23 protein-coding genes and 1 tRNA gene are annotated in these 21,435 nt (G+C 69.0%); 10 read left to right on the top strand and 14 right to left on the bottom strand.

Features of this window, described 5'->3' with window-relative positions; all coding sequences use genetic code 11:
* Positions 1-4: 4 nt before the first annotated feature.
* From ACQE3C_RS00940 to ACQE3C_RS00930, 3 genes are all read right to left on the bottom strand, one after another.
* The gene (locus ACQE3C_RS00940; RefSeq protein WP_434537317.1) at positions 5-2,473 is read right to left on the bottom strand and encodes a phosphoketolase family protein; all 2,469 of its coding nucleotides are present in this window, start codon (positions 2,471-2,473) and stop codon (positions 5-7) included.
* Between the two features lie 314 nt (positions 2,474-2,787).
* Positions 2,788-3,615, bottom strand: coding sequence for a nuclease-related domain-containing protein (locus ACQE3C_RS00935; protein ID WP_434537316.1), 828 nt, complete (start codon positions 3,613-3,615; stop codon positions 2,788-2,790).
* A gap of 126 nt (positions 3,616-3,741) precedes the next feature.
* Positions 3,742-4,368, bottom strand: a complete 627-nt coding sequence (locus tag ACQE3C_RS00930; protein ID WP_434537315.1) for a hypothetical protein — start codon at positions 4,366-4,368, stop codon at positions 3,742-3,744.
* 91 nt (positions 4,369-4,459) lie between these two features.
* On the opposite strand from ACQE3C_RS00930, the gene ACQE3C_RS00925 reads away from it, so the two are divergent.
* Entirely contained in the window at positions 4,460-5,260 is an 801-nt protein-coding gene (locus ACQE3C_RS00925) for an SDR family NAD(P)-dependent oxidoreductase (protein WP_434537314.1), read from the top strand.
* A 264-nt stretch (positions 5,261-5,524) separates the two neighbouring features.
* On the opposite strand, the gene ACQE3C_RS00920 is transcribed toward ACQE3C_RS00925, so the two are convergent.
* From ACQE3C_RS00920 to ACQE3C_RS00910, 3 genes are all read right to left on the bottom strand, one after another.
* Positions 5,525-5,601, bottom strand: a tRNA-Pro gene (locus ACQE3C_RS00920).
* Between the two features lie 98 nt (positions 5,602-5,699).
* Positions 5,700-6,089, bottom strand: coding sequence for a hypothetical protein (locus ACQE3C_RS00915; RefSeq protein ID WP_434537313.1), 390 nt, complete (start codon positions 6,087-6,089; stop codon positions 5,700-5,702).
* 351 nt (positions 6,090-6,440) lie between these two features.
* Positions 6,441-7,655, bottom strand: a complete 1,215-nt coding sequence (locus ACQE3C_RS00910; RefSeq protein WP_434537312.1) for an ATP-grasp domain-containing protein — start codon at positions 7,653-7,655, stop codon at positions 6,441-6,443.
* Positions 7,656-7,843: 188 nt separating this feature from the next.
* Between ACQE3C_RS00910 and ACQE3C_RS00905 the strand changes: the two genes are divergently transcribed.
* The gene (locus tag ACQE3C_RS00905; RefSeq protein ID WP_434537311.1) at positions 7,844-8,044 is read left to right on the top strand and encodes a hypothetical protein; all 201 of its coding nucleotides are present in this window, start codon (positions 7,844-7,846) and stop codon (positions 8,042-8,044) included.
* 4 nt (positions 8,045-8,048) lie between these two features.
* Here the strand turns inward: ACQE3C_RS00905 and ACQE3C_RS00900 are convergent, their stop codons facing one another.
* Positions 8,049-9,644 carry an FAD-dependent oxidoreductase gene (locus ACQE3C_RS00900; RefSeq protein WP_434537310.1) on the bottom strand — a complete coding sequence of 532 codons (1,596 nt, stop codon included), beginning with the start codon at positions 9,642-9,644 and terminating at the stop codon, positions 8,049-8,051.
* 73 nt (positions 9,645-9,717) lie between these two features.
* Here ACQE3C_RS00900 and ACQE3C_RS00895 point away from each other — a divergent pair, with 73 nt between their 5' ends.
* Entirely contained in the window at positions 9,718-10,290 is a 573-nt protein-coding gene (locus ACQE3C_RS00895) for a helix-turn-helix domain-containing protein (protein WP_434537309.1), read from the top strand.
* A gap of 219 nt (positions 10,291-10,509) precedes the next feature.
* Positions 10,510-11,430 carry a peptidoglycan-binding protein gene (locus ACQE3C_RS00890; protein ID WP_434537308.1) on the top strand — a complete coding sequence of 307 codons (921 nt, stop codon included), beginning with the start codon at positions 10,510-10,512 and terminating at the stop codon, positions 11,428-11,430.
* An 88-nt stretch (positions 11,431-11,518) separates the two neighbouring features.
* On the opposite strand, the gene der is transcribed toward ACQE3C_RS00890, so the two are convergent.
* The 3 genes from der to cmk are packed head-to-tail and all read right to left on the bottom strand — an operon-like array spanning position 11,519 to position 14,471.
* Complete coding sequence (der, locus tag ACQE3C_RS00885) at positions 11,519-12,985, bottom strand: ribosome biogenesis GTPase Der (RefSeq protein ID WP_434537307.1); 1,467 nt, start codon at positions 12,983-12,985, stop codon at positions 11,519-11,521.
* Positions 12,986-13,018: 33 nt separating this feature from the next.
* Positions 13,019-13,756, bottom strand: a complete 738-nt coding sequence (locus ACQE3C_RS00880) for a lysophospholipid acyltransferase family protein (protein WP_434537306.1) — start codon at positions 13,754-13,756, stop codon at positions 13,019-13,021.
* Position 13,757: 1 nt separating this feature from the next.
* Complete coding sequence (cmk, locus tag ACQE3C_RS00875; RefSeq protein ID WP_434537305.1) at positions 13,758-14,471, bottom strand: (d)CMP kinase; 714 nt, start codon at positions 14,469-14,471, stop codon at positions 13,758-13,760.
* A 122-nt stretch (positions 14,472-14,593) separates the two neighbouring features.
* Here cmk and ACQE3C_RS00870 point away from each other — a divergent pair, with 122 nt between their 5' ends.
* Genes ACQE3C_RS00870 through ACQE3C_RS00850 form a run of 5 tightly spaced genes read left to right on the top strand, consistent with a single transcriptional unit; the run spans position 14,594 to position 16,842 of the window.
* A complete protein-coding gene (locus ACQE3C_RS00870) occupies positions 14,594-14,980 on the top strand; it encodes a hypothetical protein (protein WP_434537304.1) in 387 nt (128 codons plus the stop codon).
* The gene (locus ACQE3C_RS00865) at positions 14,980-15,306 is read left to right on the top strand and encodes a hypothetical protein (protein ID WP_434537303.1); all 327 of its coding nucleotides are present in this window, start codon (positions 14,980-14,982) and stop codon (positions 15,304-15,306) included. Before ACQE3C_RS00870 ends, ACQE3C_RS00865 begins: the two co-directional genes overlap by 1 nt.
* Entirely contained in the window at positions 15,303-15,836 is a 534-nt protein-coding gene (locus ACQE3C_RS00860; protein ID WP_434537302.1) for a hypothetical protein, read from the top strand. Before ACQE3C_RS00865 ends, ACQE3C_RS00860 begins: the two co-directional genes overlap by 4 nt.
* A gap of 1 nt (position 15,837) precedes the next feature.
* On the top strand, positions 15,838-16,389 hold the full coding sequence (locus ACQE3C_RS00855) for an HNH endonuclease signature motif containing protein (RefSeq protein WP_434537301.1): 552 nt from the start codon (positions 15,838-15,840) through the stop codon (positions 16,387-16,389).
* 9 nt (positions 16,390-16,398) lie between these two features.
* Positions 16,399-16,842: a hypothetical protein gene (locus ACQE3C_RS00850; protein WP_434537300.1), complete on the top strand. Its 444-nt coding sequence runs from the start codon at positions 16,399-16,401 to the stop codon at positions 16,840-16,842.
* A gap of 6 nt (positions 16,843-16,848) precedes the next feature.
* Here ACQE3C_RS00850 and ACQE3C_RS00845 read toward each other — a convergent pair whose 3' ends face one another.
* Genes ACQE3C_RS00845 through ACQE3C_RS00835 form a run of 3 tightly spaced genes read right to left on the bottom strand, consistent with a single transcriptional unit; the run spans position 16,849 to position 19,467 of the window.
* Positions 16,849-17,934 (bottom strand): prephenate dehydrogenase, encoded by a 1,086-nt coding sequence (locus tag ACQE3C_RS00845; protein WP_434537299.1) that lies wholly within the window; start codon positions 17,932-17,934, stop codon positions 16,849-16,851.
* A 35-nt stretch (positions 17,935-17,969) separates the two neighbouring features.
* Positions 17,970-18,164, bottom strand: coding sequence for a ubiquitin-like protein Pup (locus ACQE3C_RS00840; RefSeq protein WP_434537298.1), 195 nt, complete (start codon positions 18,162-18,164; stop codon positions 17,970-17,972).
* A gap of 10 nt (positions 18,165-18,174) precedes the next feature.
* Positions 18,175-19,467: a proteasome accessory factor PafA2 family protein gene (locus ACQE3C_RS00835; protein WP_434537297.1), complete on the bottom strand. Its 1,293-nt coding sequence runs from the start codon at positions 19,465-19,467 to the stop codon at positions 18,175-18,177.
* Positions 19,468-19,518: 51 nt separating this feature from the next.
* Between ACQE3C_RS00835 and ACQE3C_RS00830 the strand changes: the two genes are divergently transcribed.
* Complete coding sequence (locus ACQE3C_RS00830; protein ID WP_434537296.1) at positions 19,519-19,914, top strand: DUF3054 domain-containing protein; 396 nt, start codon at positions 19,519-19,521, stop codon at positions 19,912-19,914.
* On the opposite strand, the gene arc is transcribed toward ACQE3C_RS00830, so the two are convergent.
* Positions 19,897-21,426 carry a proteasome ATPase gene (gene arc, locus ACQE3C_RS00825; RefSeq protein ID WP_434537295.1) on the bottom strand — a complete coding sequence of 510 codons (1,530 nt, stop codon included), beginning with the start codon at positions 21,424-21,426 and terminating at the stop codon, positions 19,897-19,899. The genes ACQE3C_RS00830 and arc overlap by 18 nt on opposite strands.
* Between the last annotated feature and the right edge of the window lie 9 nt (positions 21,427-21,435).

Below are 21,435 nucleotides of genomic sequence, written 5' to 3'. Positions count from 1 at the left end.
CCAGCTAGTCGTTGTCGCCGCCGGTGTCGGTGAGGACTCCATCGACCGCGTCTCCCCCATCACCCCACTGCCAGGTGACGATGTCGGGGTGGTCCTCACCGTGCTGGTAGGCGTAGGCGCGCGCCTCGATGCGGGTGTCGACCATCCGCTGGCGCACGGTGGCGTAGCGGGTGCTCAGCCCCGGCACCTGGTCGATGACGTCCATCACCAGGTGGAAGCGGTCGGTGTCGTTGCGCATCAGCATGTCGAAGGGCGTGGTCGTGGTGCCCTCCTCCTTGTACCCGCGCACGTGGATGCGCGAGTTGCGGTCGTGGCGGTAGGCCAGCCGGTGGATCAGCCAGGGGTAGCCGTGGTAGGCGAACACCACCGGGATGTTCTCACCGAAGTAGCCGTCGAAGTCCTTCTCGGACAGGCCGTGCGGGTGCTCGGAGTCGTCCTGCAGGCGCATCAGGTCGACCACGTTGATCACGCGGACCTTGAGGTCGGGCAGTTCTTCGCGCAGGATCTTCGCCGCCGCGAGCACCTCGATCGTGGGGATGTCACCGGCGCAGGCCAGCACCACGTCGGGGTTCTCACCGGGGCGTTCGGTGCCCGCCCAGTCCCAGATGCCCAGGCCCCGGGTGCAGTGGACCACGGCCTCCTCCATGGTCAGCCAGTTCGGGTTGGGCTGCTTGCCGGCCACCACGACGTTGACGTACTGCTTGGAGCGCAAACAGTGGTCGTAGGTCGACAGCAGGGTGTTGGCGTCGGCCGGCAGGTAGACCCGGACGATCTCGGCCTTCTTGTTGACCATGTGGTCGATGAAGCCCGGGTCCTGGTGGCTGAAGCCGTTGTGGTCCTGGCGCCACACGTGTGAGCTGAGCAGGTAGTTCAGCGAGGCGATGGGCTGGCGCCACTCGATCTCGTTGGTCACCTTCAGCCACTTGGCGTGCTGGTTGACCATGGAGTCGACGATGTGGATGAACGCCTCGTAGGAGGAGAACATGCCGTGGCGACCGGTGAGCAGGTAGCCCTCGAGCCAGCCCTGGCACTGGTGCTCGGACAGCATCTCCATCACGCGGCCGGCGCGGGCCAGGTGTTCGCTGTGGTCGTGCTCCTCGAAGTTCGCGTTCCACTGCTTGTCGGTGACCTCGTAGACGGCCTGCAGTCGGTTGGAGGCGGTCTCGTCGGGGCCGAAGATGCGGAAGTTGTCGGGGTTGTCGCGCACCACGTCGCGCAGCCAGGTGCCGAGCACCTTGGTGGCCTCGCTGACCGAGCCGCCGGGGTGGGGAACGTCCACGCCGTAGTCGCGGAAGTCGGGCAGGCGCAGCGGCTTGAGGACCGCACCACCGTTGGTTGACAGGTTCGCCGACATGCGTGCCATCCCGACCGGGGCGATCTGGGCGACGTCGGCGACCAGCTTGCCCTCGTCGTCGAACAGCTCGTCGGGACGGTAGGAGCGCAGCCAGTTGTCGAGGTCGGCCAGGTGTTCGGGGGTGTCACGGGCATTGGACAGCGGCACCTGATGGGAACGCCAGGACCCCTCGGTCTGCTGGCCGTCGATCTCCTTGGGGCCGGTCCAGCCCTTGGGGGTGCGCAGGACGATCATCGGCCAGGCCGGGCGCTCGGTCTCGCGGCCGGCGGCGGCATCCTCGGCGGCCTGCTGCTTGATCTCGGCGATCCGGTCGAGGGCCTCGTCCAGCACCGCGGCGAAGCGCTGGTGGATCGACAGGTGGTCCTCATCGTCGAAGCCGCCGGTGAAAAACAGGGGCTGGTGGCCGTAGCCGCGCATCAGTGCCTCGAGCTCGTCGTCGTTGATGCGGGCCAGCACCGTCGGGTTGGCGATCTTGTAGCCGTTGAGGTGCAGGATCGGCAGGACGACGCCGTCGCGCTGGGGGTTGACGAACTTGTTGGAGTGCCATGAGGTGGCCAGCGGGCCGGACTCGGCCTCACCATCGCCGACCACGGTGAAGGCGATCTGGTTGGCATTGTCGAACATCGCGCCGTAGGCGTGGGACAGGGCGTAGCCCAGCTCCCCACCCTCGTGGATGGAGCCGGGGGTCTCGGGGGCCACGTGGGAGGGGATTCCGCCGGGGAAGGAGAACTGCGTGAACAGCTTCTTCATGCCGGTCACGTCCTGGCTGACGGCCGGGTACACCTCCGAATAGGTGCCCTCGAGGTAGGTCGAGGCCACCAGGCCCGGGCCGCCGTGGCCGGGGCCGGTGATGTACATCGCGTTCAGCCCACGCTGGCTGATCGCCCGGTTGGCGTGGGCGTACAGGAAGGTCAGGCCCGGGGTGGTGCCCCAGTGACCGAGCAGGCGGGGCTTGACGTGGTCGCGGTGCAGCGGCTCACGCAGGAGGGGGTTGTCCTTGAGGTAGATCTGGCCGACCGAAAGGTAGTTCGCGGCGCGCCACCAGGCGTCGATCCGCTCGAGGTCGGTCTGTGAGGGGGCAGTGGCAGGACCACTGGGCCAGCTGAGGTCGTCCGACATGTGATGCCTTCCTGTCTCGAAAGGGGCCGCGGCTTTTCCGCGGCCGTTCTCTGTTCAAGGTATTCGTGTTCCGCGGTGGCGGCGGTGAACTCTTGGAAAACCCTGGCTGCGGGTTTCGATGGGGTGGCCCGGGGTCCGGAGGTGTGCGTTTGCGGTCGCTCCCGACGTCTGCAGAGGCTGTCCGCGTCTGCAGCCGCTGGTGACGTCTGCAGCCGGTGTCCACGTCTGCAGTCGCTGCGCGTGTTTGCACGTCTGGCAGACGCGCAGACTCAGGCTCGCGCCGCAGACGTCACGTGCGGCTGCAGATGAGGCGGTCAGGCCGGCTCGAAATGGGACGACAGCGCCTCGCGGACGGCTGCCACCTGGACAGGACCCTCGCTCTCGGCCATGAGCTTCAGCAGCCGCCCGGGCCAGAGCACCTGCACGCCGCGAGTGGTGAAAGCGCCCCCAATCAGCGGCCAGTCAGCCTCGACGAAGCAGAGTGAACCGGAGACTGGGATGTCGCTCACGACTTCCCGCACCAGGGCGACCTGCTTGAGGACGCCGTCGACAAGCTCGGTGCAGTCACGTCGACCCACCAGCACCCGCTCGACCCTGGGGCGCAGGATGCCGCCTTCGATCTTCAACTCAGGGCGACCCTTGTAGCGCTTGGCATCGATCACCCAAATGCCGCCGGCCGTGATGGCGATGTGGTCGATGTTGGCCTTCGAGCCGGGGATGCGTCGATCGTGCAGCACCGCGAGCGAGTCTGATGCCACGGAGTCGAGGCGAGCACCGAGGCGCTCCTCCCCCACTGCTCCGGTCGCCCATGCCCTGGTGCTCTGCCTCTCGTCGGCCAACGCGACGGCGAGGCCGCCGAGTTTGCCCCACTTCTGCCGAAGGCGCTCTTCATCCTTGGCTTTGCGTCGCTCATACTCGCGGCGGGCGGACGCCCCGGCTGCTCCGGACGGCGTGAGTGACGTCTCGGCCACCGGCGCCGCTGGCGCGTCCGTCGCCTCGCGGCCGGGCGCGTCGCCCGCAGTGATGGGGGCGGGGCACTCGATGCATCGAACAGTCTTGGTGGATCGCTCATAGATCGCCGGCTCATTGGCCGGGAGGTCGGTGCCGCACAGACGACACACCCCCGCGTAGCGCAGTCTCATCCGCTTGTCCGGTAGGGCTGGCGCCTCTCCGGGGGCGTCAGAACGATCTGGGTCCATCCACTACGACTACCACGGTGGTTCGACGTCCACAGCGGCAGCCCGGGTTTGCACGTAGCTCGGACAAGGTCAGATGCCGAATGCGCGCAGGGGGACCTCATCGTACCGGTGCGCCTCACGCAGGATCGGCTCGGGATCGTGGGCGTGGTGGGCCTCAGCCAGCATTGCGCTGAACACGAACCAGAGCTTGCCCGCCAGCCTGACCTGGATCTGGTCATCAAACAGGCCGTCCCGGCGACTCGCCGCCACGAGCCCACGGAGGGCTGCGAGGGCAGGCACGTCGAGGGTCTTGCTGGGCCGCAGCGGCATCAGGATGCGCGTGGTCAACCGGTCCAGCTCATCCTCGAAGTCAGCGGGGCTCACCGGGGCGACCTCGGCGAGGTGGTCGATCAACCGCTGAACCCTGACCGCCTCGTCCTGCCCGGACTGGTCACGTTGACCCAGCCGGGCCGCGAGCTCGCGCAACTCAGGAAGCAGTTCGGACAGCTCCAGCCGGCGCACCAGCCACAGCGCGGAACTTCGCTGATTGCGGTCCTCGCTTTCCACGGCGTTCCCGATGGCCCGGACGGCTGCCGCCCGCTCGTCCCCGCCCAAGGACTGGAACCCCTTCAGCAGCAACTCGTGGGCATGGCTCGGGCCGTGCGCCACCGGCGCGACTGCCTCCAGGCGTTTCCATTCGTCGACCCACTGCGTCATGGGCCCATCCTCTCGCAGCGGCCTGGCGTGCGGAACAACCGTCGCCGGTGATGGGTTGCCATTGGATGTCACCACACCAAGGAGCGAAGTCATGAATGAACACGGACGAGCGCACGTCGAGTTGTCGAACCGGTACGCGGTCGAGAACAAGACCGTCATCGTCACCGGCGCAGGTTCCGGGATGGGGCGCGAGATCGCCCGCGGTTTCCTCACCAACGGGGCCAACGTCGTCGTGGCCGGCCGTCGTCCTGAGCCGCTCGAGGAGACGATGGCCGGGTACGGTCCCGAACGGGCGCTGGCACTGAGCACCGACGTCGCCGACCGGGCCAGCGTGCACTCCCTGGTGGCGCGCACTGTCGAAACCTTCGGTGGGGTGGATGTGATTGTCAGCAATGCGGCGATCTACATCGGCGGGCAGCTCACTGACCTCGGCGAAGACGACTGGAAGTCACAGTTCCAGATCAACGTCGACGGCCTGTACCACCTTGTCACCGCGGCGTCCGAGCACTTGGTGGCCTCCCGGGGGAACGTCATCGCGGTCTCTTCGGTGTCGGGGCTGGCCGGCGACTGGGGGCAGTCGGCCTACAACGCCACCAAGCACGCCGTGAACGGTCTGGTGCGCTCACTCGCGCTTGATTACGGCGACCGCGGGGTGCGGTTCAACGTCGTTGCCCCGGCGTTCACCACCACCGACATGACCCACGACGCCTGGGCTGGGGACGCCGACCTCGCACCTGTCCGGAACCGCATCGCCCTGGGTCGTCCGGGGAGCCCGGACGACGTGGTGGGCCCGGTGCTGTTCCTCGCGAGCCCTGACGCCGGCTACATCACCGGCAGCGTGCTCACCGTCGACGGCGGGACGAACGCCTCAACCGGCCAGGCCAACGCCTGACTGTGTCTGCAGCCCCGCGCCACGTCTGCAGAGGCTCCTCGCGTCTGCGGGCCGAGCATGCGTCTGCACGTCTGGCAGACGCGCAGACGCAGGCCCGGGCTGCAGACGTGGATTGGGGCTGCAAACGGGGACCGGCGCTGCAGACCTGAGCCACACGGCCCAGCCGCTCGTCCAGCCACTCGGCTCCAACCAGGACCACCACCATGCCCCGAAAAGTGAAAGAAGTCCCGAGACATCTGTTAACGATGTCCCGAGACTTCACAATGGTCGGGCTGACAGGATTTGAACCTGCGACCCCTTGACCCCCAGTCAAGTGCGCTACCAAGCTGCGCTACAGCCCGCCTGGGTCACTTCCCGCCTGACGGCGGTCCTCGACCCGAAGAAGAACACTACCGGATGTTGGCCGTCACGCCCAACTTGGCACGCGGGCGAGACCCGCTCACCAGGGCATCAGCTGGTGGAAGAACTTCTCCATCATCCGGTGCCACCAGTGCCAGTCGTGCGAGACGTCGTGGCCCCAGTACTCGAACTGGTGGTCGATCCCCCGCCGGGTCAGCACCTCGTCCATCCAGCGGGTCGAGGCGAGCAGTTCTTCCTCCCACGCGCCCTGGCCAACCGCGGCGATGATCCGCCCCTGCCGGTACAGGTCCATCCACGGGTGGTCACCTGCCATGGCATCGACGAACCAGGCCGGCGAGTTGTCGTGGGCCAACCCCCAGCGGTCGTCCCCGACGAAGTGGCTGCCCTCGAACAGCCCCGACAGGGTCACCATCGTGTCGAACAGGTCCGGACGACGGAAGAAGCTGATCGCGGCATGGAAGCCGCCCATCGAGTTCCCCCCAGAGCCGCCCGTGGTCCGAGCCAGACCATGACTTGGCCAGGGGCACGATCTCGTCGACGACGTAGTGGTGGTAGCGCTCCTGCAGTTCCATCCGGGACTGCACGTCGCCGCCGAAGTCCGACCACGAGTGCGCATCGACCGAGTCGAGGCTGAACAACTGCAGCCGGCCGGCGTTGAGCCAGGGCCGCAGCACCTCGACCATCCCGTGGTCCTCGTAGTCGAAGAACCGCCCATTCTGGGTGGGGAACACCAGGCACGGCTGGCCGCCGTGTCCGAACACCTTGAACTCCATGTCGCGGCCCAGGGCATGACTGAACTCGCGGTGGTACGAAACGTGCGTCAAGCCACGTCACCCGCCAGCGCAAGGGCATCTGCCACGAACTCATCGGCGGCAGCCTCGGAATCGGCGCGCAGCAGGAAGAACTCATCCCCCATCTGGGGCACCATCATCGCCGGGTTGCGGCGGTGGCGGATGAAGGCCCCCTCGTAGCGGGCGAGCAGTTCGTCGCGGGAATACCGGTAGCGACGCAGGTCGCGTCGTCCGGCGTAGACACAGATCTTCGGGTCGACCGCGGCCTTGGCCGCCGCGCCGGTGTCGCGTCCGGTGACCAGGTCGGTGTAGATCTGGTAGACGTCGGCGCTGCGCGCGTGGTTGAGCATGTCGAGGGTGAACCCGCCAGCCGGGCGCATGTTCACCTCGAGGCCGACGAACTCGCCCTGTTCGGCCAGCCCGGGCCGCGCGCGGTCGAGCTTGAAGAACTCCAGGTGGACGAACCGGTTCCGCATCCCGAACGCCTTCGCCGTCGCCCGGCCCCGTTCGCGCAACTGCGCGGGAACCTCGTCCAGCACCCGGTAGGTCAGGTCGAGGCCCTGCAGCACCACATTCATGATCGACGGCGGCCAGCGCGTGGCCGCCTCGAACACCGGCTCCCCCTCAGCATCCAGGATCGCGTCGAAGGAGTAGATGTCGCCCTCCAGGAACTCCTCCATCACGAACCGGCCGGCCGGAACCTGGCCGAAGAACGCCACCAGGTCGTCCTCGTCGTCGATCCGCTGGGTGCTGGTGGCACCGACCCCGACCTCGGGCTTGACGATGACCGGGAACCCGACCTCGGAGGTGAACTCCTGGGCAGCAGCCACCGTGGTGACCTCAATCTGGCGTGCGGTGGGGACGCCGGCCCGGGCGTAGACCGGCTTCATGGCCCGCTTCGACTTGATGGCCGGCAGCAGGTCGAGCTTGTGCCCGGAGGTGACGTTGAAGTCGGTGCGCAGGCGGGCATCGGTCTCGAGCCAGTACTCATTGAACGACTCCACCCAGCCGATCTGGCCGTGCCGGAAAGTCAGGAAGGCCGTGGCCTTGTGCACCTGGGCGTAGTCCTCCAGGTTGTCGACGCGGTAGTACTCAGCCAGGTCGCCGCGCAGGCCCTCGGACAGTTCGTGGTAGTCGGAGTCCCCGATGCCGAGCACCCGCACACCCGCCCCGGCCAGGTGCCGGCAGAAGTGCTCATTCGTCTCGGGGAAACCCGGCGAGATGCAGACGAAGTTGATGGCCATCAGTGGATCTTCCTGGAGTCGTACGAAAAGTACGCGTCAATGGTGCGCCCGAGTCTAAACCGACCCCGGCCACCTGTGCGACCACCAGCGTCCGCGCCCGGCGGAAAATCGATGGCACCGACCACCCCCGGACACCTACTGTGGAACAGGCGCGCCACGCACATCCCACCAACACCACGGAGCCTGCGATGGCCACTGACACCGTTTCCCTACCCACCATTGACCTTCCCCGAACCTCCATCCTGCCGCTGCCCCCGCGAGGGCGGCGCGTCCGGGTGGCGCGCCGGCCTCGTCCGTCGATGTGGGACCGTCTTGACGATCCCGCCTCCCGCACCCCGAGCCAGCACCAGCTGATGTCGCGTTACCAGGCGATGGGCAGCCTGCGATGAACCCTCACCCGACCCGACGAACGTGGACGACCGAGTCGTCCAGGGTGGCAGGGGTGCCGTCCGGTGCGGTCGCCTCGCGGCGGCGCACCGCACAGGTCAGCACCTCCCACTCGTCGGGGTCCAGGGCGAGGGTGGCCAGGTCCTGTTCCGGGGACGGGAACGGGTGGTCTGCCACCTTTGCGGGGTCTGCCCAGGACGGCGGCGCCGCGTGGGACACCACGAGCAGCTGCCCGCCCGGGGCGACGAACCCGGTCGCGTTGCGCAGGATCTGTTCGCGGGGCATCGCGACGGGCCACGACTGCAGGAACGAGGCGGTGACCAGGTCGAAGCGCGGCTCACTCGTCCACGTGGCGAGGTCGGCTGCCTGCCACTGGGTGCGTTCGGCCAGCCCGGCAGCTTCGGCGGCAGCGGCTCCGCGGGAGACGGCGGTCGGTGACAGGTCGACCGCGGTGGCCTGCCAGCCCTGCTGCGCCAGCCAGACCACGTCCCCGCCCTCACCGCAGCCCAGGTCGAGCGCCCGGCCCGGCGTCATGCCGGCAGCCACCTCGGCCAGCACGGCGTTGACCTTGCCCGACCAGACCCGGTCGGCGTCGGCATAGCGGGCCTCCCAGAACTCGGCCGGGTCGCGGGAGGCGTCTCCGTGGTGGCTGTGGGCCGCCTCGGCCCGGTCGAACTCCTGTTCCACCAGCCAACCGTTGAGCGCCGCTCCCGCGGCCGCGCCGGCACCGATCACCATGGGCACATTGGCCATCGGCGCCACCACATTCCCGACGGCCCACACCCGCTCATGGCTCGTCCGCCCGCCGGCATCCACGGCCACGAACGAGCCGAACCCGGGCACCTCGGTGCGCTCGAGGACCAGTTCGTGCAGGAACCCATCGTGGGGGCGCAGGGTAGCGGCGGTGAAAATCGCATCCAGCTCGACCAACCCTCCCCCGGCCGTGCGCACGGCCTCGACCCGGTCACCCTCACCGACCACCTCAACCACCGGGTCGGTCACCACTTCGACCCCCCGGGAGCGCAGTCGAGCCACCTCGGCCGGGTCCAGGTCACTGTCCGCGGACCACAGCAGCACCACCCGGTCGCTCCACTGGCGCAACAACCGCGCCTGGTGCAGCCCCATCGGGGTCCGCGCCAGCACGCCGAGGCGCTGGTCACGGACCTCGTGGCCGTGGCAGTAGGGGCAGTGCAGCACGCTGCCCCCCCAGCGTTCGGCCAGCCCCGGGATGGGTGCCAGGTCGTCCCAGACGCCGGTGGCGACCAGCAGCGCCCGGGTGACCTCGGTGCGTCTGTCGTCCAGGACGACGTGCAGTTCGTCGGCTCCCCCGCGAGCCTCACGCACCAGCCCCTCGGCGAACTCGATGCCGTACTCGGCGGCCTCGGCGCGACCGCGCCGGGCGAGCTCGGCCGGGGGCAGGCCCTCGTGGCCGAGGACACCGTGCATGTGGTCGGCGAACCGGTTGCGTGGCTGGCCGGCATCAACCACCAGCACCCGGCGACGGGCCCGGCCGAGCATGAGGGCGGCCGACAGGCCAGCCGGGCCACCGCCGACGATGATGACGTCCCACCGCGAGGTGTGCGGTTCGTATGAGTGGTTCATGCTGCGATTCCAGTCGACCTGTGAGAGAATTGCAAGACCGCTTGCAATTTCAGCAAGAACGGACGAGAGGCTGGTGATCACGGTGAAGGATGAACTCGCCCAGGTCGGCCCACGGCTGCGCGCCGCCCGACTGTCCCGCGGCTGGACCCTGGAGGACCTGGCCACCCGGGCAGGCATGTCGTCCAGCACCCTGTCGCGGCTGGAATCGGGCAAACGACAGGCCAGCCTCGAACTGCTGCTGCCGCTGACCCGCCACCTCGGCATCCACATCGAAGACCTGGTCAGCATCGAGGTGCCCGACCCCAGGGTCCGGCTGCCCGCCATCCACCGCGACGGGCTGGTCATCACGCCGCTGTCGCCCGAAGGTTCACCCGTGCAGACCTTCCGGATCACCTACCCGGCCAACCACACCTCCCCCGCGATGAAGGTCCACGACGGCTATGAGTGGCTCTACGTGTTGACGGGGAAGTTGAGGCTGAGGCTCGGCGAGCAGGACCTCGTCCTGTCCCCAGGGGAGGCGGCCGAGTTCGACACCCGCGTCCCCCATGCGATGTCCGGTACCGGTGGCAGGCCGACCGAGGTGCTGAGCATCTTCAACCACGAGGGCGTCCGGGTCCACACCCACGTGGGCGAACCACCTGCCTGACCCACCCTGTTCGCGCAGGTTCCTGCCCAGCCCCTTCACTGGCAGCGTGGATTCGGTGATGGAACCTGCGCATCCGCGAAGTCGGGGGCTCGGACGGCGCGATTCCAAGGGAATCTGCACGAGTTTCTCAGTTTCGGCATGTCGGGGGCCGTGGGCCGGTTAGGTTCGGCTCAGCCGATCCGTCTGGGTCGGTCTCCATCGGAAATTGAGGTCCCCTCCATGTCACTTTCCATTGTCCCCTCATCCCCCCTGTCCCGACGCACCGCGTTGCTCGGCGCCCTCGGCCTTGGTGCCGGCGCCATGGTGCCGATCCTGTCGGCCACCGACGCGTTCGCCTACGCCACCTCAGTCACCGCCAACTACCCCGTCGTCAAGCAGGGCTCGTCCGGGGGTGCGGTTCGCGTCGTCCAGGGCATCACCCGCACCGGTGTCGACGGCGTCTTCGGCCCCGCCACCAAGACCGCCGTCATCAACTTCCAGCGCAGCAAGGGCCTCACCGCCGACGGCGTCGTCGGCCCCGCCACCTGGGGTGCCCTGGTCAACACGGTGCGCAACGGCGACAACAACAACATCGTCCGCGGTGTGCAGGCCCGCCTGAGCATCACCGTCGACGGCCAGTTCGGTCCCGGCACCCTGTCGGCGGTGACCACCTTCCAGCGCAACAACTCCCTGACCGCAGACGGCATCGTCGGCCCCGCCACCTGGGCCAAGCTGGTCGGCGGTGGCGGCTCGGTCGGCGGCAACCCGAAGAACCTCTACACCAACGGTCGGCTGCCCGCTTCGGCGCTCACCTCGGTCGGGTTCGGCTCATGGCGCCTGTCGACCTACTGCATCAACGACTTCAAGGCCATGAACGCCGCCTTCAAGACCCGCTTCGGCAAGAACCTGCCGATCAGCGGTTCGATGTCGGCCTACCGCACCTACGACCAGCAGGTCTACCTGTACAACCTGTACCTGTCCGGCAAGGGCAACCTCGCCGCCCGCCCCGGCACCTCGAACCACGGCTGGGGTCTGGCCGTCGACGTGTCGGTCTCGCCCTACGGGTCGACGATGTACAACTGGCTCAACGCCAACGCCGGCAAGTGGGGCTTCGACGACGACGTCAGCGGTGAGCCCTGGCACTGGGCCTACAAGCGCTGACCCGGCTGCCCCACCGGGCGACACACCGGCCCGGACGACCACCTTGGTCGTCCGGGCCGGTCTGCGTGTGGCCGCCGAACCCGCGGCCTCAGCGGTTCTTGCGCTTCTCCCGCGCGCGGACCTCGACGTGCACCGGGGTGCCGGCGAAACCGAAGTCCTCCCGCAGCCGGCGCTCGATGAAGCGGACGTAGCCGGCGTCGAACAGGCCCGAGGTGAACAGCGCGAACGTGGGCGGGCAGGCGTGGGCCTGGGTCCCGAACAGGATCCGGGGCTGCTTGCCACCGCGCACCGGGTGGGGGTGGGCGGCAGCCACTCGTCCGAGGAAGGAGTTCAACTTGCCGGTCGGCACGCGGGTCTCCCAGCCCTCCAGCGACATCTCGATCGCCTTGGACAACTTGTCGACATTGCGACCGGTCAACGCGGAGATGTTGACGTGCGGCGCCCACGAGAACCCGTGCACATCGCGCTCGATCTCGCGGGTCAGGTAGTAGCGGCGTTCCTCATCGGTCAGGTCCCACTTGTTGTAGGCGATGACCAGGGCACGGCCGGCGTCCTCGACCATCGACAGGATGCGCAGGTCCTGCTCGCTGATCTCCTGGGAGGCATCGATCACCACCACACACACCTCCGCCCGTTCGATGGCGCTCTGGGTACGCAGGCTGGCGTAGTACTCGTGCCCGGAGGCCTCCTTCACGCGGCGCCGGATGCCGGCGGTGTCGATGAAGTTGTAGATGATGCCGCCGACCTCGACCAGTTCGTCGACCGGGTCAACGGTGGTGCCCGAGATGTCGGAGACGACCACCCGCTGCGCCTTGGCGATCTTGTTCAGCAACGACGACTTGCCGACATTCGGCTTGCCCACGATCGCCACCCGGCGGGGGCCACCGACCCGTCCCATGGATTCCCGCGGGGCTTCCGGCAGGGCCTCGAGCAGCGCGTCCAGCATGTCGCCGGTGCCACGGCCGTGCATCGCCGAGATCGCCCAGGGCTGGCCCAGACCGAGGTTCCACATGGCGGCGGCCTCGGCTTCGGTGCGCTGGTCGTCGACCTTGTTGGCCGCCAGCACCACGGGCTTCTTCGAGCGGCGCAGCACCTGGACGACGGCCTCGTCCTCGTCGGTGGTGCCGACGGTGGCATCGACCACGAACAGCACCGCATCGGCGGCCATGATCGCCATTTCTGCCTGTTCGGCGATCTGGGCGGCCAGGCCACGGGCATCCGACATCCAGCCGCCGGTGTCGACCAGCACGAAGTCGCGGCCGGACCAGTTGGCGTCGTAGCTGACCCGGTCGCGGGTGACCCCGGGCACGTCCTGCACGACCGCCTCGCGGCGGCCGAGGATGCGGTTCACCAGGGTCGACTTGCCGACATTCGGACGACCGACGACCGCGACCACCGGCTTGGCGAGCGGCTCACCGAGCTCGAACTCGCCGACCAGTTCGGCCGGGAAGTCACCCTCGTCCAGGTCGAAGGCGCCGGGTTCGTAGTCGGCGGGGTCGAACGCTCCGGGCTCGAATGCTTCGGGGTCGTGGGGGCTGGTGCCGGGCTCGGTCATGGGGGGTCCTTCGGTGCTCGAGCCCCGGCCGGGTCAGGCCCCGGGCAGGCTCATGTGGGTCATCTCTTGCGCCACGCGCACATGTTCGCGGCAGACCCGCGAGAGGTACGCGGTCGCTGCGGCAATGTCGGCCTTGCGGCGCGGCCATTCCTGCATGGGAATGTGAACCTGTTCACCGTACACGATGTGCATCTTCGACCCCAGCGGCGGCGTGGACTTCACATGGCCCGAGGGCTGCCGGGTGCCGAGCAGGGCCACCGGGACGATCGGGGCGCCGGTCACCATCGCCAGGTAGGCGGCCCCACCCCGCAGCTCGGTCATGTCCCCGGTGCCCCGGCGGCCCTCCGGGAAGATGGCCAGCACGTTGCCGGTCAGCAGCAGGTGCAGGCACCGCTTGACCGCCCGCACATCGGCGTAGTCACGGCTGACCGGGATCTGCCCGGCCACGCTCAGGAACGGCCCGACCGGTGAGTCGAACAGTCCGCTCTTGGCCAGTGCCACGGTGCGGGGGGTGGTCGCCACCAGCAGCGGGCCGTCGAGGGTGCCGATGTGGTTCGCGGCCAGGATCACGGGGCCGTCGGTGGGCACCTTGTCCGCGCCGTGCAGGTGGATGTCCCACATGCTGTTCAGCAGGCTGCGGAAGGTGCCGCGGAAGGTGGACAGGAGTTTCGTCCTCAACGGTGGCAGATCGTCGAGTCGTGGAAGGTCGGGGGCGGCCGGGTGGGCCTGGACGACGTCGTCGCGGTCGGCAACCGTGAGGTCGAGACTCATGTCACTCCTGGGGTGTCGGGGTTGGGGTCGGGACGAGGGCGCAGATCGTGTCGATGACCTGGGCCAGGCTGAGGTGGGTGGAATCAACCAGCTGCACGCCGTCGGCCGGCGTGGCGAACTCGCTGACGGTGGCGTCGTCACGGTCACGGCGCACGACCTGGTCGTGCACCTCGTCGGTGGTGGCGGCACCGGCGAGTTCGGCCTCGCGGCGGCGGATGCGGGCGGCGGGGTCGGCGACCAGCAGCACCCGGACCTCGGCGTGCGGCCACACCACGGTGGTGATGTCGCGGCCCTCGACGACGATGCGGTGGTCGGCGGCCTCGATGAGGGCACGCATCTGGTCGGTGAGCACCTCACGCACGTGCGCGTTGGTGGCCAGGATCGAGACGTGCTGGCTGACGCGGGGTTCGCGGATCTCGGCGGAGACATCCTCACCGTCCAGCGCGATGGCCGGCTCCCGGGGGTCGTCGGTGACAGTGAGCTCGGCCTGGTCGGCCAGCGCCTCGATGGCCCCGGTCTGGTCGGGGCTCAACCCGGCGCGCAGGTAGGCGACAGTCAGCGCGCGGTACATGGCGCCGGTGTCGAGGTAGGCCAGGCCCAACCGGTCTGCCACCCCGCGGGCCGTGGACGACTTGCCTGACCCGCTGGGCCCGTCGATCGCGACGACCAACCCGCCGGGCTGGCTCTCGACCTGCTGGTATGCCACGACATTCACGCTAGAACCCCTTGTTTGACGAAACGGAAAACAGACACCTACGCCCGGGCAACAACAGTTGGCCGGCAGATGAACATTCTGTCACCCCCCTCGCCTGACCCCTCGGCTCCTAGAGTGGGCCCATGAGCACCGGCTTTGAGAGCGCATTCGACTCTGTCGCCGAGGCGGTGGCCCGGGCAGCAGCCCTGCCCGACCACCGCGAACGGCCCGTTGAGACCCCGACCGTGACCACTGTCTCCGACGGTGGCGAGGTGCAGGTCGTGGTCGCCGACGCCAACGTGCAGTCCATGCTGTTGGACGAGCACTGGCTGTCCGACACCCCTGCCGACGAGGTCGCCGACGTGATCACCCGCACCACCAACAAGGCGATGGACGAATGGGCCGCCGCCAACCTCGCGGCGGTGCAGGAGGTGACCCCCGACATGAAGGAGCTGGGGGCCGCCATCAGTGAGGCCCGCCGCAAGCTGCAGGACGCCTGGGTGGCGACGCTCGCGGAGGCGAAGGTCTGATGAGTGCACAGATGAAGTACGACTTCCGGTCGTGGCGTCGGGCTGCGGCGGCGGTCGACACGACCGCGTCCGGCGCCCCGCAGGCGATCGCCAGCACGGTGGCGGCCACCACCAGCGCGCAGGCCTGCGGTGCTGCCGGCGGCCTGGCCACGGTCGACGGGGCCGTCTCGATCATGCTCAGCGTCTTCGCCGAGATCATGAACAGCCAGGTCGTCCCCGGCCTCCAGGAGGGCCTGGACGCCGAGAGCGTCGCTCTCACCGAAACCGTCACCTCCCTGGAGGCGACCGAGGAGGAGAACGCGAGCCTGGCAGGGGAAGTCTGGTGAAGTTCAACCTGTTCGGGTGGGAGTTCGAGTGCGAACTGCCCGCAGACCCAGTGGGATTCATCAAGGGCAAAGTCATCGAACTGCTCAACTACATGGGCTACGAGTGGCCCGTCACCGACACCGGCGTGCTCGACAGCTGGGCCGGCCAGTGGGACTCGCTGAACGCGCGCCTGCAGGCCTACCTGGACGACATGGAGGGTGCGGTCACCACGATCACCTCGTCCAACGAGGGCGACGTGCCCGTCGCGGTGGCGGCCTACCTGCGCGGTGAGGACTCGAGCATGCACTCGATCGAAACCATCGCCGCGGCTGCACCGGTCGCCGCCCAGGCCTACCGCGGGGCGTCGACACTGATCACCGGGCTGCGGGCCTATGTGATCGGCCAGATCATCCTCGACGCCGTGTCGATCGCTGCAGCCATCATCTCCGGTGGTGCCTCGGCGGCGGTCTCCATCCTCGCCAAGAAGGGCGCCACGATGCTGATCAACCTGGCCATCGACCAGGCCATCAACGACCTGTTGGGAGCTTGAGGTGGGACGCAGGATTTCTGGGGCCACCAACAGCAAGCTGGCCAAGGCGATCGCCCGGCACATCCAGTTGCCGCGGGTGAAGAAGCTGAACCTCAAGTCCGGCCCGCACCAAGGCACGCACCGGGTGCCGGGGCTGCGCAACCAGCGGTTCACGGGGACGCGGCCCTCGGCCGCCACCCAGGCCCAGATGCGGCGCAACTTCAATGCCAAGAACGGCCCCCGCGACCAGTTCCTGGACAAGGTGCGCCGGGAGGCCTCGGTCACCGACCTGCAGGCCCTGGGGCTCAGCGACAAGCAGATCAAGCACTTCCTCGACGGCGGCTCGCTGCCGCCCGGGTTCCAGGTGCACCACCGCCAGCCGATCATGGCCGGCGGCGACAACTCCCTGGACAACCTGGTGCTGATCCGCAACAGCCCCGACCACAAGCTGATCACCGCTGCGCAGAACGAGGCCATGCGGGGCATCCCGCCCGGTGGTCACTACAATGTCGAGTTGCCGATGACGCCGCCGGGCCTGACCTGGCCGACCCCCGGCATGGGCGCCTACAGATAAGGGCACACGATGAACGACGAAGCCACGCGCAAGCTCGCGGCCATCCTCGCCGAACTCGACGAGATGGAGTCCCCGCCGCCGGCCCCCGCCCCGGACGAGGACATCGCCGCGGCGCAGGACTGGTTCCAGCAGCACTACCCCGGCACGCTGCCCACCGACCTGGTGGACTTCTGGCGCCGGTTCAACGGGCTCGGCTACGACGGTGTGGTCATCTACGCCGCCCGCAGCACACAGGACTGGCTCGACGATGTCGAGGGCATCAACCAGCTCTACGTCGACGACCAGCCCGACCACTTCCTGGTGGGCCAGTCCGATGACGTCTACTTCTACGCCTGGCGGCCCTCGAGCCAGGTCTACGAACGCCTCGGCGTGGGTGACTTCGACGGTGAGGTGGAGACCTTCACCACCTTCGAGGACCTGTTCAACCTGGTCTTCGGGGAACGTCTGGACTGACCCGGCTCAGGGCACGTGCACGTCCCAGCCCCGGCCGCGCATGGCGCTGGCCAGGGCTTCGGCCGAGCCGGGCTCGACGGCGACCGACAGGTAGCCGTACTGGCGTGAGGGGTCGTGCTCGATCGACAGGTCCTCGACGTTGACGCCGGCCGCCCCCACGTCGGCGAACAGCCGCGCCAGGGCACCCGGAGCGTCCGGGATCTCGATGGTGACCGGCACATAGGTGGCGGCCGGCTGCCCGTGCTTGCCGGGCAGCGACCGGGCACCGGCCCGCCCCCGGGCGAGGAAGGCCTCCAGCGCGTCGGGGTCGTCCAGCACCCTGAGCAGCTCATCGAGGTCTTCGCGCACCCCGACCAGCTCATGGCGCACGGCATCGCGGTTGCCCCACAGGATCTGGCGCCACAGGCCGGGGTCGGAGCCGGCGATGCGGGTGACGTCGCGGATGCCCTGGCCGGCCAGCGGCAGGTGGTCGGCCGGCACCTCGCGCAGGTGGCCCGCGGTGAGGATGCTCATCAGGTGCGGCAGGTGGCTGACCTGGGCGACGGCCTGGTCGTGGACTTCCGGGTCCATCCGCACCACCCGGGCACCGCACACCCGCGCCAGCTGGTCGACGCGACCGATGTCGACCGGGTCGTTGGCCCCGGTGGGGGTGATCACCCAGGTGCGGTCGACGAACAGGTCGGCATCGGCGGTCAGTGGCCCCGAGAACTGCGACCCGGCCATGGGGTGCGAACCGACGTAACGGTGCGCATCGGCCGCATCGATCGACTCGATGATGATCGACTTCACCGAGGCGACGTCGGTGACTGTGGCCTGCGGGAACCGGTCGAGGGCATCGTCGACGACGGCCGGCACGCTGGCCGGCGGGGTGGCGACGACCACCAGCCGGACCGTGGCCGGGCTGGCGGCGGTGACCACACCCGCCCCACGGCCGGCGGCGACGATCGCGTGGCTGGGAACCCGGTCCTCCAGGTGCACCTGGTAGCCGGCGGCCGTCAGGGCGCAGCCGATGCTGGCACCGACCAGCCCGGTACCGATGATGACGACCGTACCGGTCAGGCCATCGGGGGTTTCAGGGGACGCTTCGGGCATTGCGCCATTGTCCCACCCGCGCGGCACGGGGCGGTTTACTGCCCACCGCGCTGGACGAAACTGCGCACGTACCCCTCGGGGTTGGCGTCGATGACCGCATCGATCTGGTCGAGCAGGTCATCGAGTGAGGAGTCCTGCTCGTGCAGGCCCGCGGAGGCCTGCAGGCGCAACACCTCCTCGGCGTCGGCCTGGGTGGCCCGCCGGGTCTGCTGGTGCTGCTGCTCGCTCATCGCGACCATCCTATGCCGGGTGCCCTGTGAACGGGTCGGGCAGGTGGATGCGAGCAGCGTCCTCGCCACCGGCCAGCGTGAGCTGGGCCCAGTCGGCCCGGGCGACGTGGCCCTCGTGTCCGGCCAGCAGTGCTGCCCTCACGGCGGCGCGGGTGCCGCCGGGGGCGTTGCGGTGGGCCCGGTCGATGTCGGCCTGGTCGACCAGGCGCCGCAGTCGACCCTCGCGCTCGAGCATCAGCGCGAGCCCACGCTGGTCGTCCAGTTCGTGCCACTGCAGGTCGACCGCGGCCACACCGGGGCTGGTCCAGTCCCACCCGTGGCGGCGCTGCAGGCCGGTCAGCAGGGCCAGTTTCGCGGCCCAGTCGACCCGGTCGGCCAGCAGCCGCGGGTCGCTGCGGGCATCGCTGATCAGTTCCTGCCACATCTCGAGCACCAGGTCCCCGTCGGGCAGCGCATCGGCGTGGGCGGACGCGACCTGCCAGTAGAGCCACTGCAGGTCGAGCGCGCTGCGGTTGAGGCCGTCATCGCAGGGTTGGGTGACGGTCAGGGAGGTGTCGCGGGAGAACTCACGAATCGCTGTCAGTGGGTCGACCAGTCGCGGCACCCGGGCCCCACCGGCGGTGATCGCCGCCAGCACCAGGGCGGTGGCACCGACCTTCACCAGGGTGGCGACCTGGGCCATGGTCGCGTCACCGGTGATCACGTGCAGCCGGCGCCACTGGGCGGGGTCGGCATGCGGTTCGTCGCGGGTGTTCACCAGGGGGCGGCGCACGGTGGTCTCGATGCCCTGCAGTGCCTCCATGAAGTCGGCCCGCTGGCTGGTCTGGAAACCCGGTTGCTCGCCCTGTTGCCCGAGCCCCACCCGGCCGGCGCCGACCAGCACCACCCGGCTGACCAGGTGGCCGGTGACCTGGTCGACGATGTCGTCCCAGGCCAGCTCGCGCGGCAGCAGGTAGTTCTCGTGGTAGCCGTAGCTGCGCCCCTTGCCGTCGGTGTTGTTGCGGTGCAGCACCACCTGGGCGTCGATGTTGACCGACAACCGGTGGGCGGCGGCGGCCATCAGCTGGTCACCGGCCAGTTCCCAGGTCAGCACGTCGGCGGCGCTGCCGCATTCAGGCCCGGAGTACTCGGGGTGGGCATGGTCGACGTAGACCCGGGCACCGTTGCCGAGCATCCGGTCGAGGTGGCCGAGCCCCAGCCCGGGCACCCGCACGACGACCCCCTCGGACAGGGCGACCGGGTTCGCGGGCTGCCCGCGCACCCCGATGCCGTACTCGACCTCGCTGCCCAGCACCATCCGCATACCGGTGAGCCTACGTCGGCCACGACCGACCCGTCTCGATAGGCTGGGCGCATGGGCAAGCAGTACGCAATCGTCGTCGACCTGGCGCTCGTAGTGGTCTTCGCGGTCATCGGACGAGCAAGTCACGGCGGTTCGCTGGGCCCCGGTGCCATCTTCGGCACCGCGTGGCCGTTCCTGACCGCCTGCCTGGTGGCGTGGGCGGTGATGCTGATCCGCAAGCGTGACCACCTCGGCATCGGTGCCGGCATCTTCGTGTGGTTCATCACCTGGGCCGGGGGCATGTTCTTCCGGGTCAGCGGCGGTGACACCGCGGCGATCCCGTTCGTGGTGGTGGCTGCCGCCGTGCTGGCGCTGTTCCTGGTCGGCTGGCGGGTGCTGGCCGGGTTGCTGGCGCGGCGCAATGGCGCCGCGGCGAAGACCGCTGCCGGCTCAGTGGCCGACCAGTGAGCGCACCCAGCTGATTCGCCGCCCGCGGCGACCGCTGATGCGGGCCCAGTCGTCCGGGTTGGTGGTGTTCGGCAGGTCCTCGTTCTCGCGGAACTCGTCGCGGGCCGCCTGCAGCAGCCCCGCCCGGGAGACTCCCCCGGCGCGGCCGGCCAGTTCCTCCTTGATGGCAATCCGCTTGGCGCGGTCGACGATGTTGCGCAGCATCGCCCCCGAGGCGAAGTCGGCGAAGTACAGGGTCTCGGTGTCACCGTCGGTGTAGGTGACCTCGAGGAACTGGTTGTGCTCGTCGCGGGCATAGACATCGTCGACCACCGCGTCGATCAGCGTGGCGGGGTCGTCCCCGGCGAGCGGCACCCCGCTGACCAGGTACTTGGCCAGGATGTCGCGGGCCGCCTGGGCGTCGGGGCGGTCGAGCCTGATCTTCACGTCGAGGCGGCCCGCGCGCAGGATCGCCGGGTCGATCATGTCCTCCCGGTTGGAGGCACCGATCACGATGACATTGTCCAGGCCCACCACGCCGTCGATTTCGCTGAGCAGCTGCGGCACCACGGTCGACTCGACGTCGGAGGAGATGCCGCTGCCGCGGGTGCGGAACAGGGAGTCCATCTCGTCGAAGAACACGATCACCGGTCGTCCGCTGGTGGCATGCTGGCGGGCCCGTTCGAAGATGAGCCGCACCTGTCGCTCGGACTCCCCCACGTACTTGTTGAGCAGTTCGGGACCCTTGACGTTGATGAAGATGCTGCCCGGGGTCTGCGGGTCGAGGTCGCCGTGCAGTTGCTCGCCCAGTGAGCGTGCGACGGCCTTGGCGATCATGGTCTTGCCGCACCCGGGTGGCCCGTACAGCAGCACCCCCTTGGGTGGGGTGAGCCGGTAGTCGGCGAAGCGTTCCCGCTGCAGGAACGGCAGTTCGACCGCGTCGCGGATCTGCCCGATCTGGGCGGCCAGGCCACCGATGTCGGCGTAGCTCACATCGGGCACCTCGGTGAGGACGAGTTCCTCGACCTGTTGGCGCACCAGGTGTTCCAACGCGAGTCCCGCGCCGCGTTCGATGCGCACGGTGTCACCCGCCCTGGCCTCGACCGCGCTGCCGACCAACCGCAGGCGCACCTCGTCCTGCCCGGCCGCGACGATGGCGTGGCCCTCGCTCGCCTCGACGACGCGGGCCACCTCGCCGCTGGTGTCGCTGCCCGGCCGGTGTGCGGTGATGACCAGGCCTTCGTTGAGCAGCACCAGGTCACCGGGGTTGACGTCAGCCAGCACGACGTCGGCGGCGGCCACCACCCGCATGACGCGACCCAGCACGAACACGTCGACGAACTCGTCGTCGACCTCCACCACCCGGCCCCGGGTCAGCGGCGGTGCGCCCAGCCGGTCCAACCGCTGCCTCAGTTCCACCAGCTGGCCCCGCGCCTCTTTCAGGGTGCGGGTCAACGTCTCGTTCTGCGCGGCCAGCGCCCGGGTCTCGGCGCGGGACTCGGACAGGCGACGTTCCAGTGGCGGTTCGGTCATGGCCGGTTG

It is taken from the genome of Aestuariimicrobium sp. Y1814 (assembly GCF_050113895.1).
GTDB lineage: Bacteria > Actinomycetota > Actinomycetes > Propionibacteriales > Propionibacteriaceae > Aestuariimicrobium.
Note: the sequence above shows the minus strand (reverse complement) of the source record. Positions and strands in the feature narration are given on the sequence as shown.

What these genes read in the sequence shown, in the direction of transcription:
- ACQE3C_RS00890 (WP_434537308.1), top strand. Translation starts at nt 10,510, where the DNA reads ATGTCACTTTCCATTGTCCCCTCATCCCCCCTGTCCCGACGCACCGCG.
- ACQE3C_RS00935 (WP_434537316.1), bottom strand. Translation starts at nt 3,615, where the DNA reads ATGAGACTGCGCTACGCGGGGGTGTGTCGTCTGTGCGGCACCGACCTC.
- ACQE3C_RS00915 (WP_434537313.1), bottom strand. Translation starts at nt 6,089, where the DNA reads ATGGGCGGCTTCCATGCCGCGATCAGCTTCTTCCGTCGTCCGGACCTG.
- arc (WP_434537295.1), bottom strand. Translation starts at nt 21,426, where the DNA reads ATGACCGAACCGCCACTGGAACGTCGCCTGTCCGAGTCCCGCGCCGAG.
- ACQE3C_RS00930 (WP_434537315.1), bottom strand. Translation starts at nt 4,368, where the DNA reads ATGACGCAGTGGGTCGACGAATGGAAACGCCTGGAGGCAGTCGCGCCG.
- ACQE3C_RS00850 (WP_434537300.1), top strand. Translation starts at nt 16,399, where the DNA reads ATGAACGACGAAGCCACGCGCAAGCTCGCGGCCATCCTCGCCGAACTC.
- ACQE3C_RS00940 (WP_434537317.1), bottom strand. Translation starts at nt 2,473, where the DNA reads ATGTCGGACGACCTCAGCTGGCCCAGTGGTCCTGCCACTGCCCCCTCA.
- ACQE3C_RS00905 (WP_434537311.1), top strand. Translation starts at nt 7,844, where the DNA reads ATGGCCACTGACACCGTTTCCCTACCCACCATTGACCTTCCCCGAACC.
- ACQE3C_RS00845 (WP_434537299.1), bottom strand. Translation starts at nt 17,934, where the DNA reads ATGCCCGAAGCGTCCCCTGAAACCCCCGATGGCCTGACCGGTACGGTC.
- ACQE3C_RS00830 (WP_434537296.1), top strand. Translation starts at nt 19,519, where the DNA reads ATGGGCAAGCAGTACGCAATCGTCGTCGACCTGGCGCTCGTAGTGGTC.
- ACQE3C_RS00840 (WP_434537298.1), bottom strand. Translation starts at nt 18,164, where the DNA reads ATGAGCGAGCAGCAGCACCAGCAGACCCGGCGGGCCACCCAGGCCGAC.
- ACQE3C_RS00880 (WP_434537306.1), bottom strand. Translation starts at nt 13,756, where the DNA reads ATGAGTCTCGACCTCACGGTTGCCGACCGCGACGACGTCGTCCAGGCC.
- ACQE3C_RS00865 (WP_434537303.1), top strand. Translation starts at nt 14,980, where the DNA reads ATGAGTGCACAGATGAAGTACGACTTCCGGTCGTGGCGTCGGGCTGCG.
- der (WP_434537307.1), bottom strand. Translation starts at nt 12,985, where the DNA reads ATGACCGAGCCCGGCACCAGCCCCCACGACCCCGAAGCATTCGAGCCC.
- ACQE3C_RS00910 (WP_434537312.1), bottom strand. Translation starts at nt 7,655, where the DNA reads ATGGCCATCAACTTCGTCTGCATCTCGCCGGGTTTCCCCGAGACGAAT.
- ACQE3C_RS00925 (WP_434537314.1), top strand. Translation starts at nt 4,460, where the DNA reads ATGAATGAACACGGACGAGCGCACGTCGAGTTGTCGAACCGGTACGCG.
- ACQE3C_RS00870 (WP_434537304.1), top strand. Translation starts at nt 14,594, where the DNA reads ATGAGCACCGGCTTTGAGAGCGCATTCGACTCTGTCGCCGAGGCGGTG.
- ACQE3C_RS00900 (WP_434537310.1), bottom strand. Translation starts at nt 9,644, where the DNA reads ATGAACCACTCATACGAACCGCACACCTCGCGGTGGGACGTCATCATC.
- ACQE3C_RS00835 (WP_434537297.1), bottom strand. Translation starts at nt 19,467, where the DNA reads ATGCGGATGGTGCTGGGCAGCGAGGTCGAGTACGGCATCGGGGTGCGC.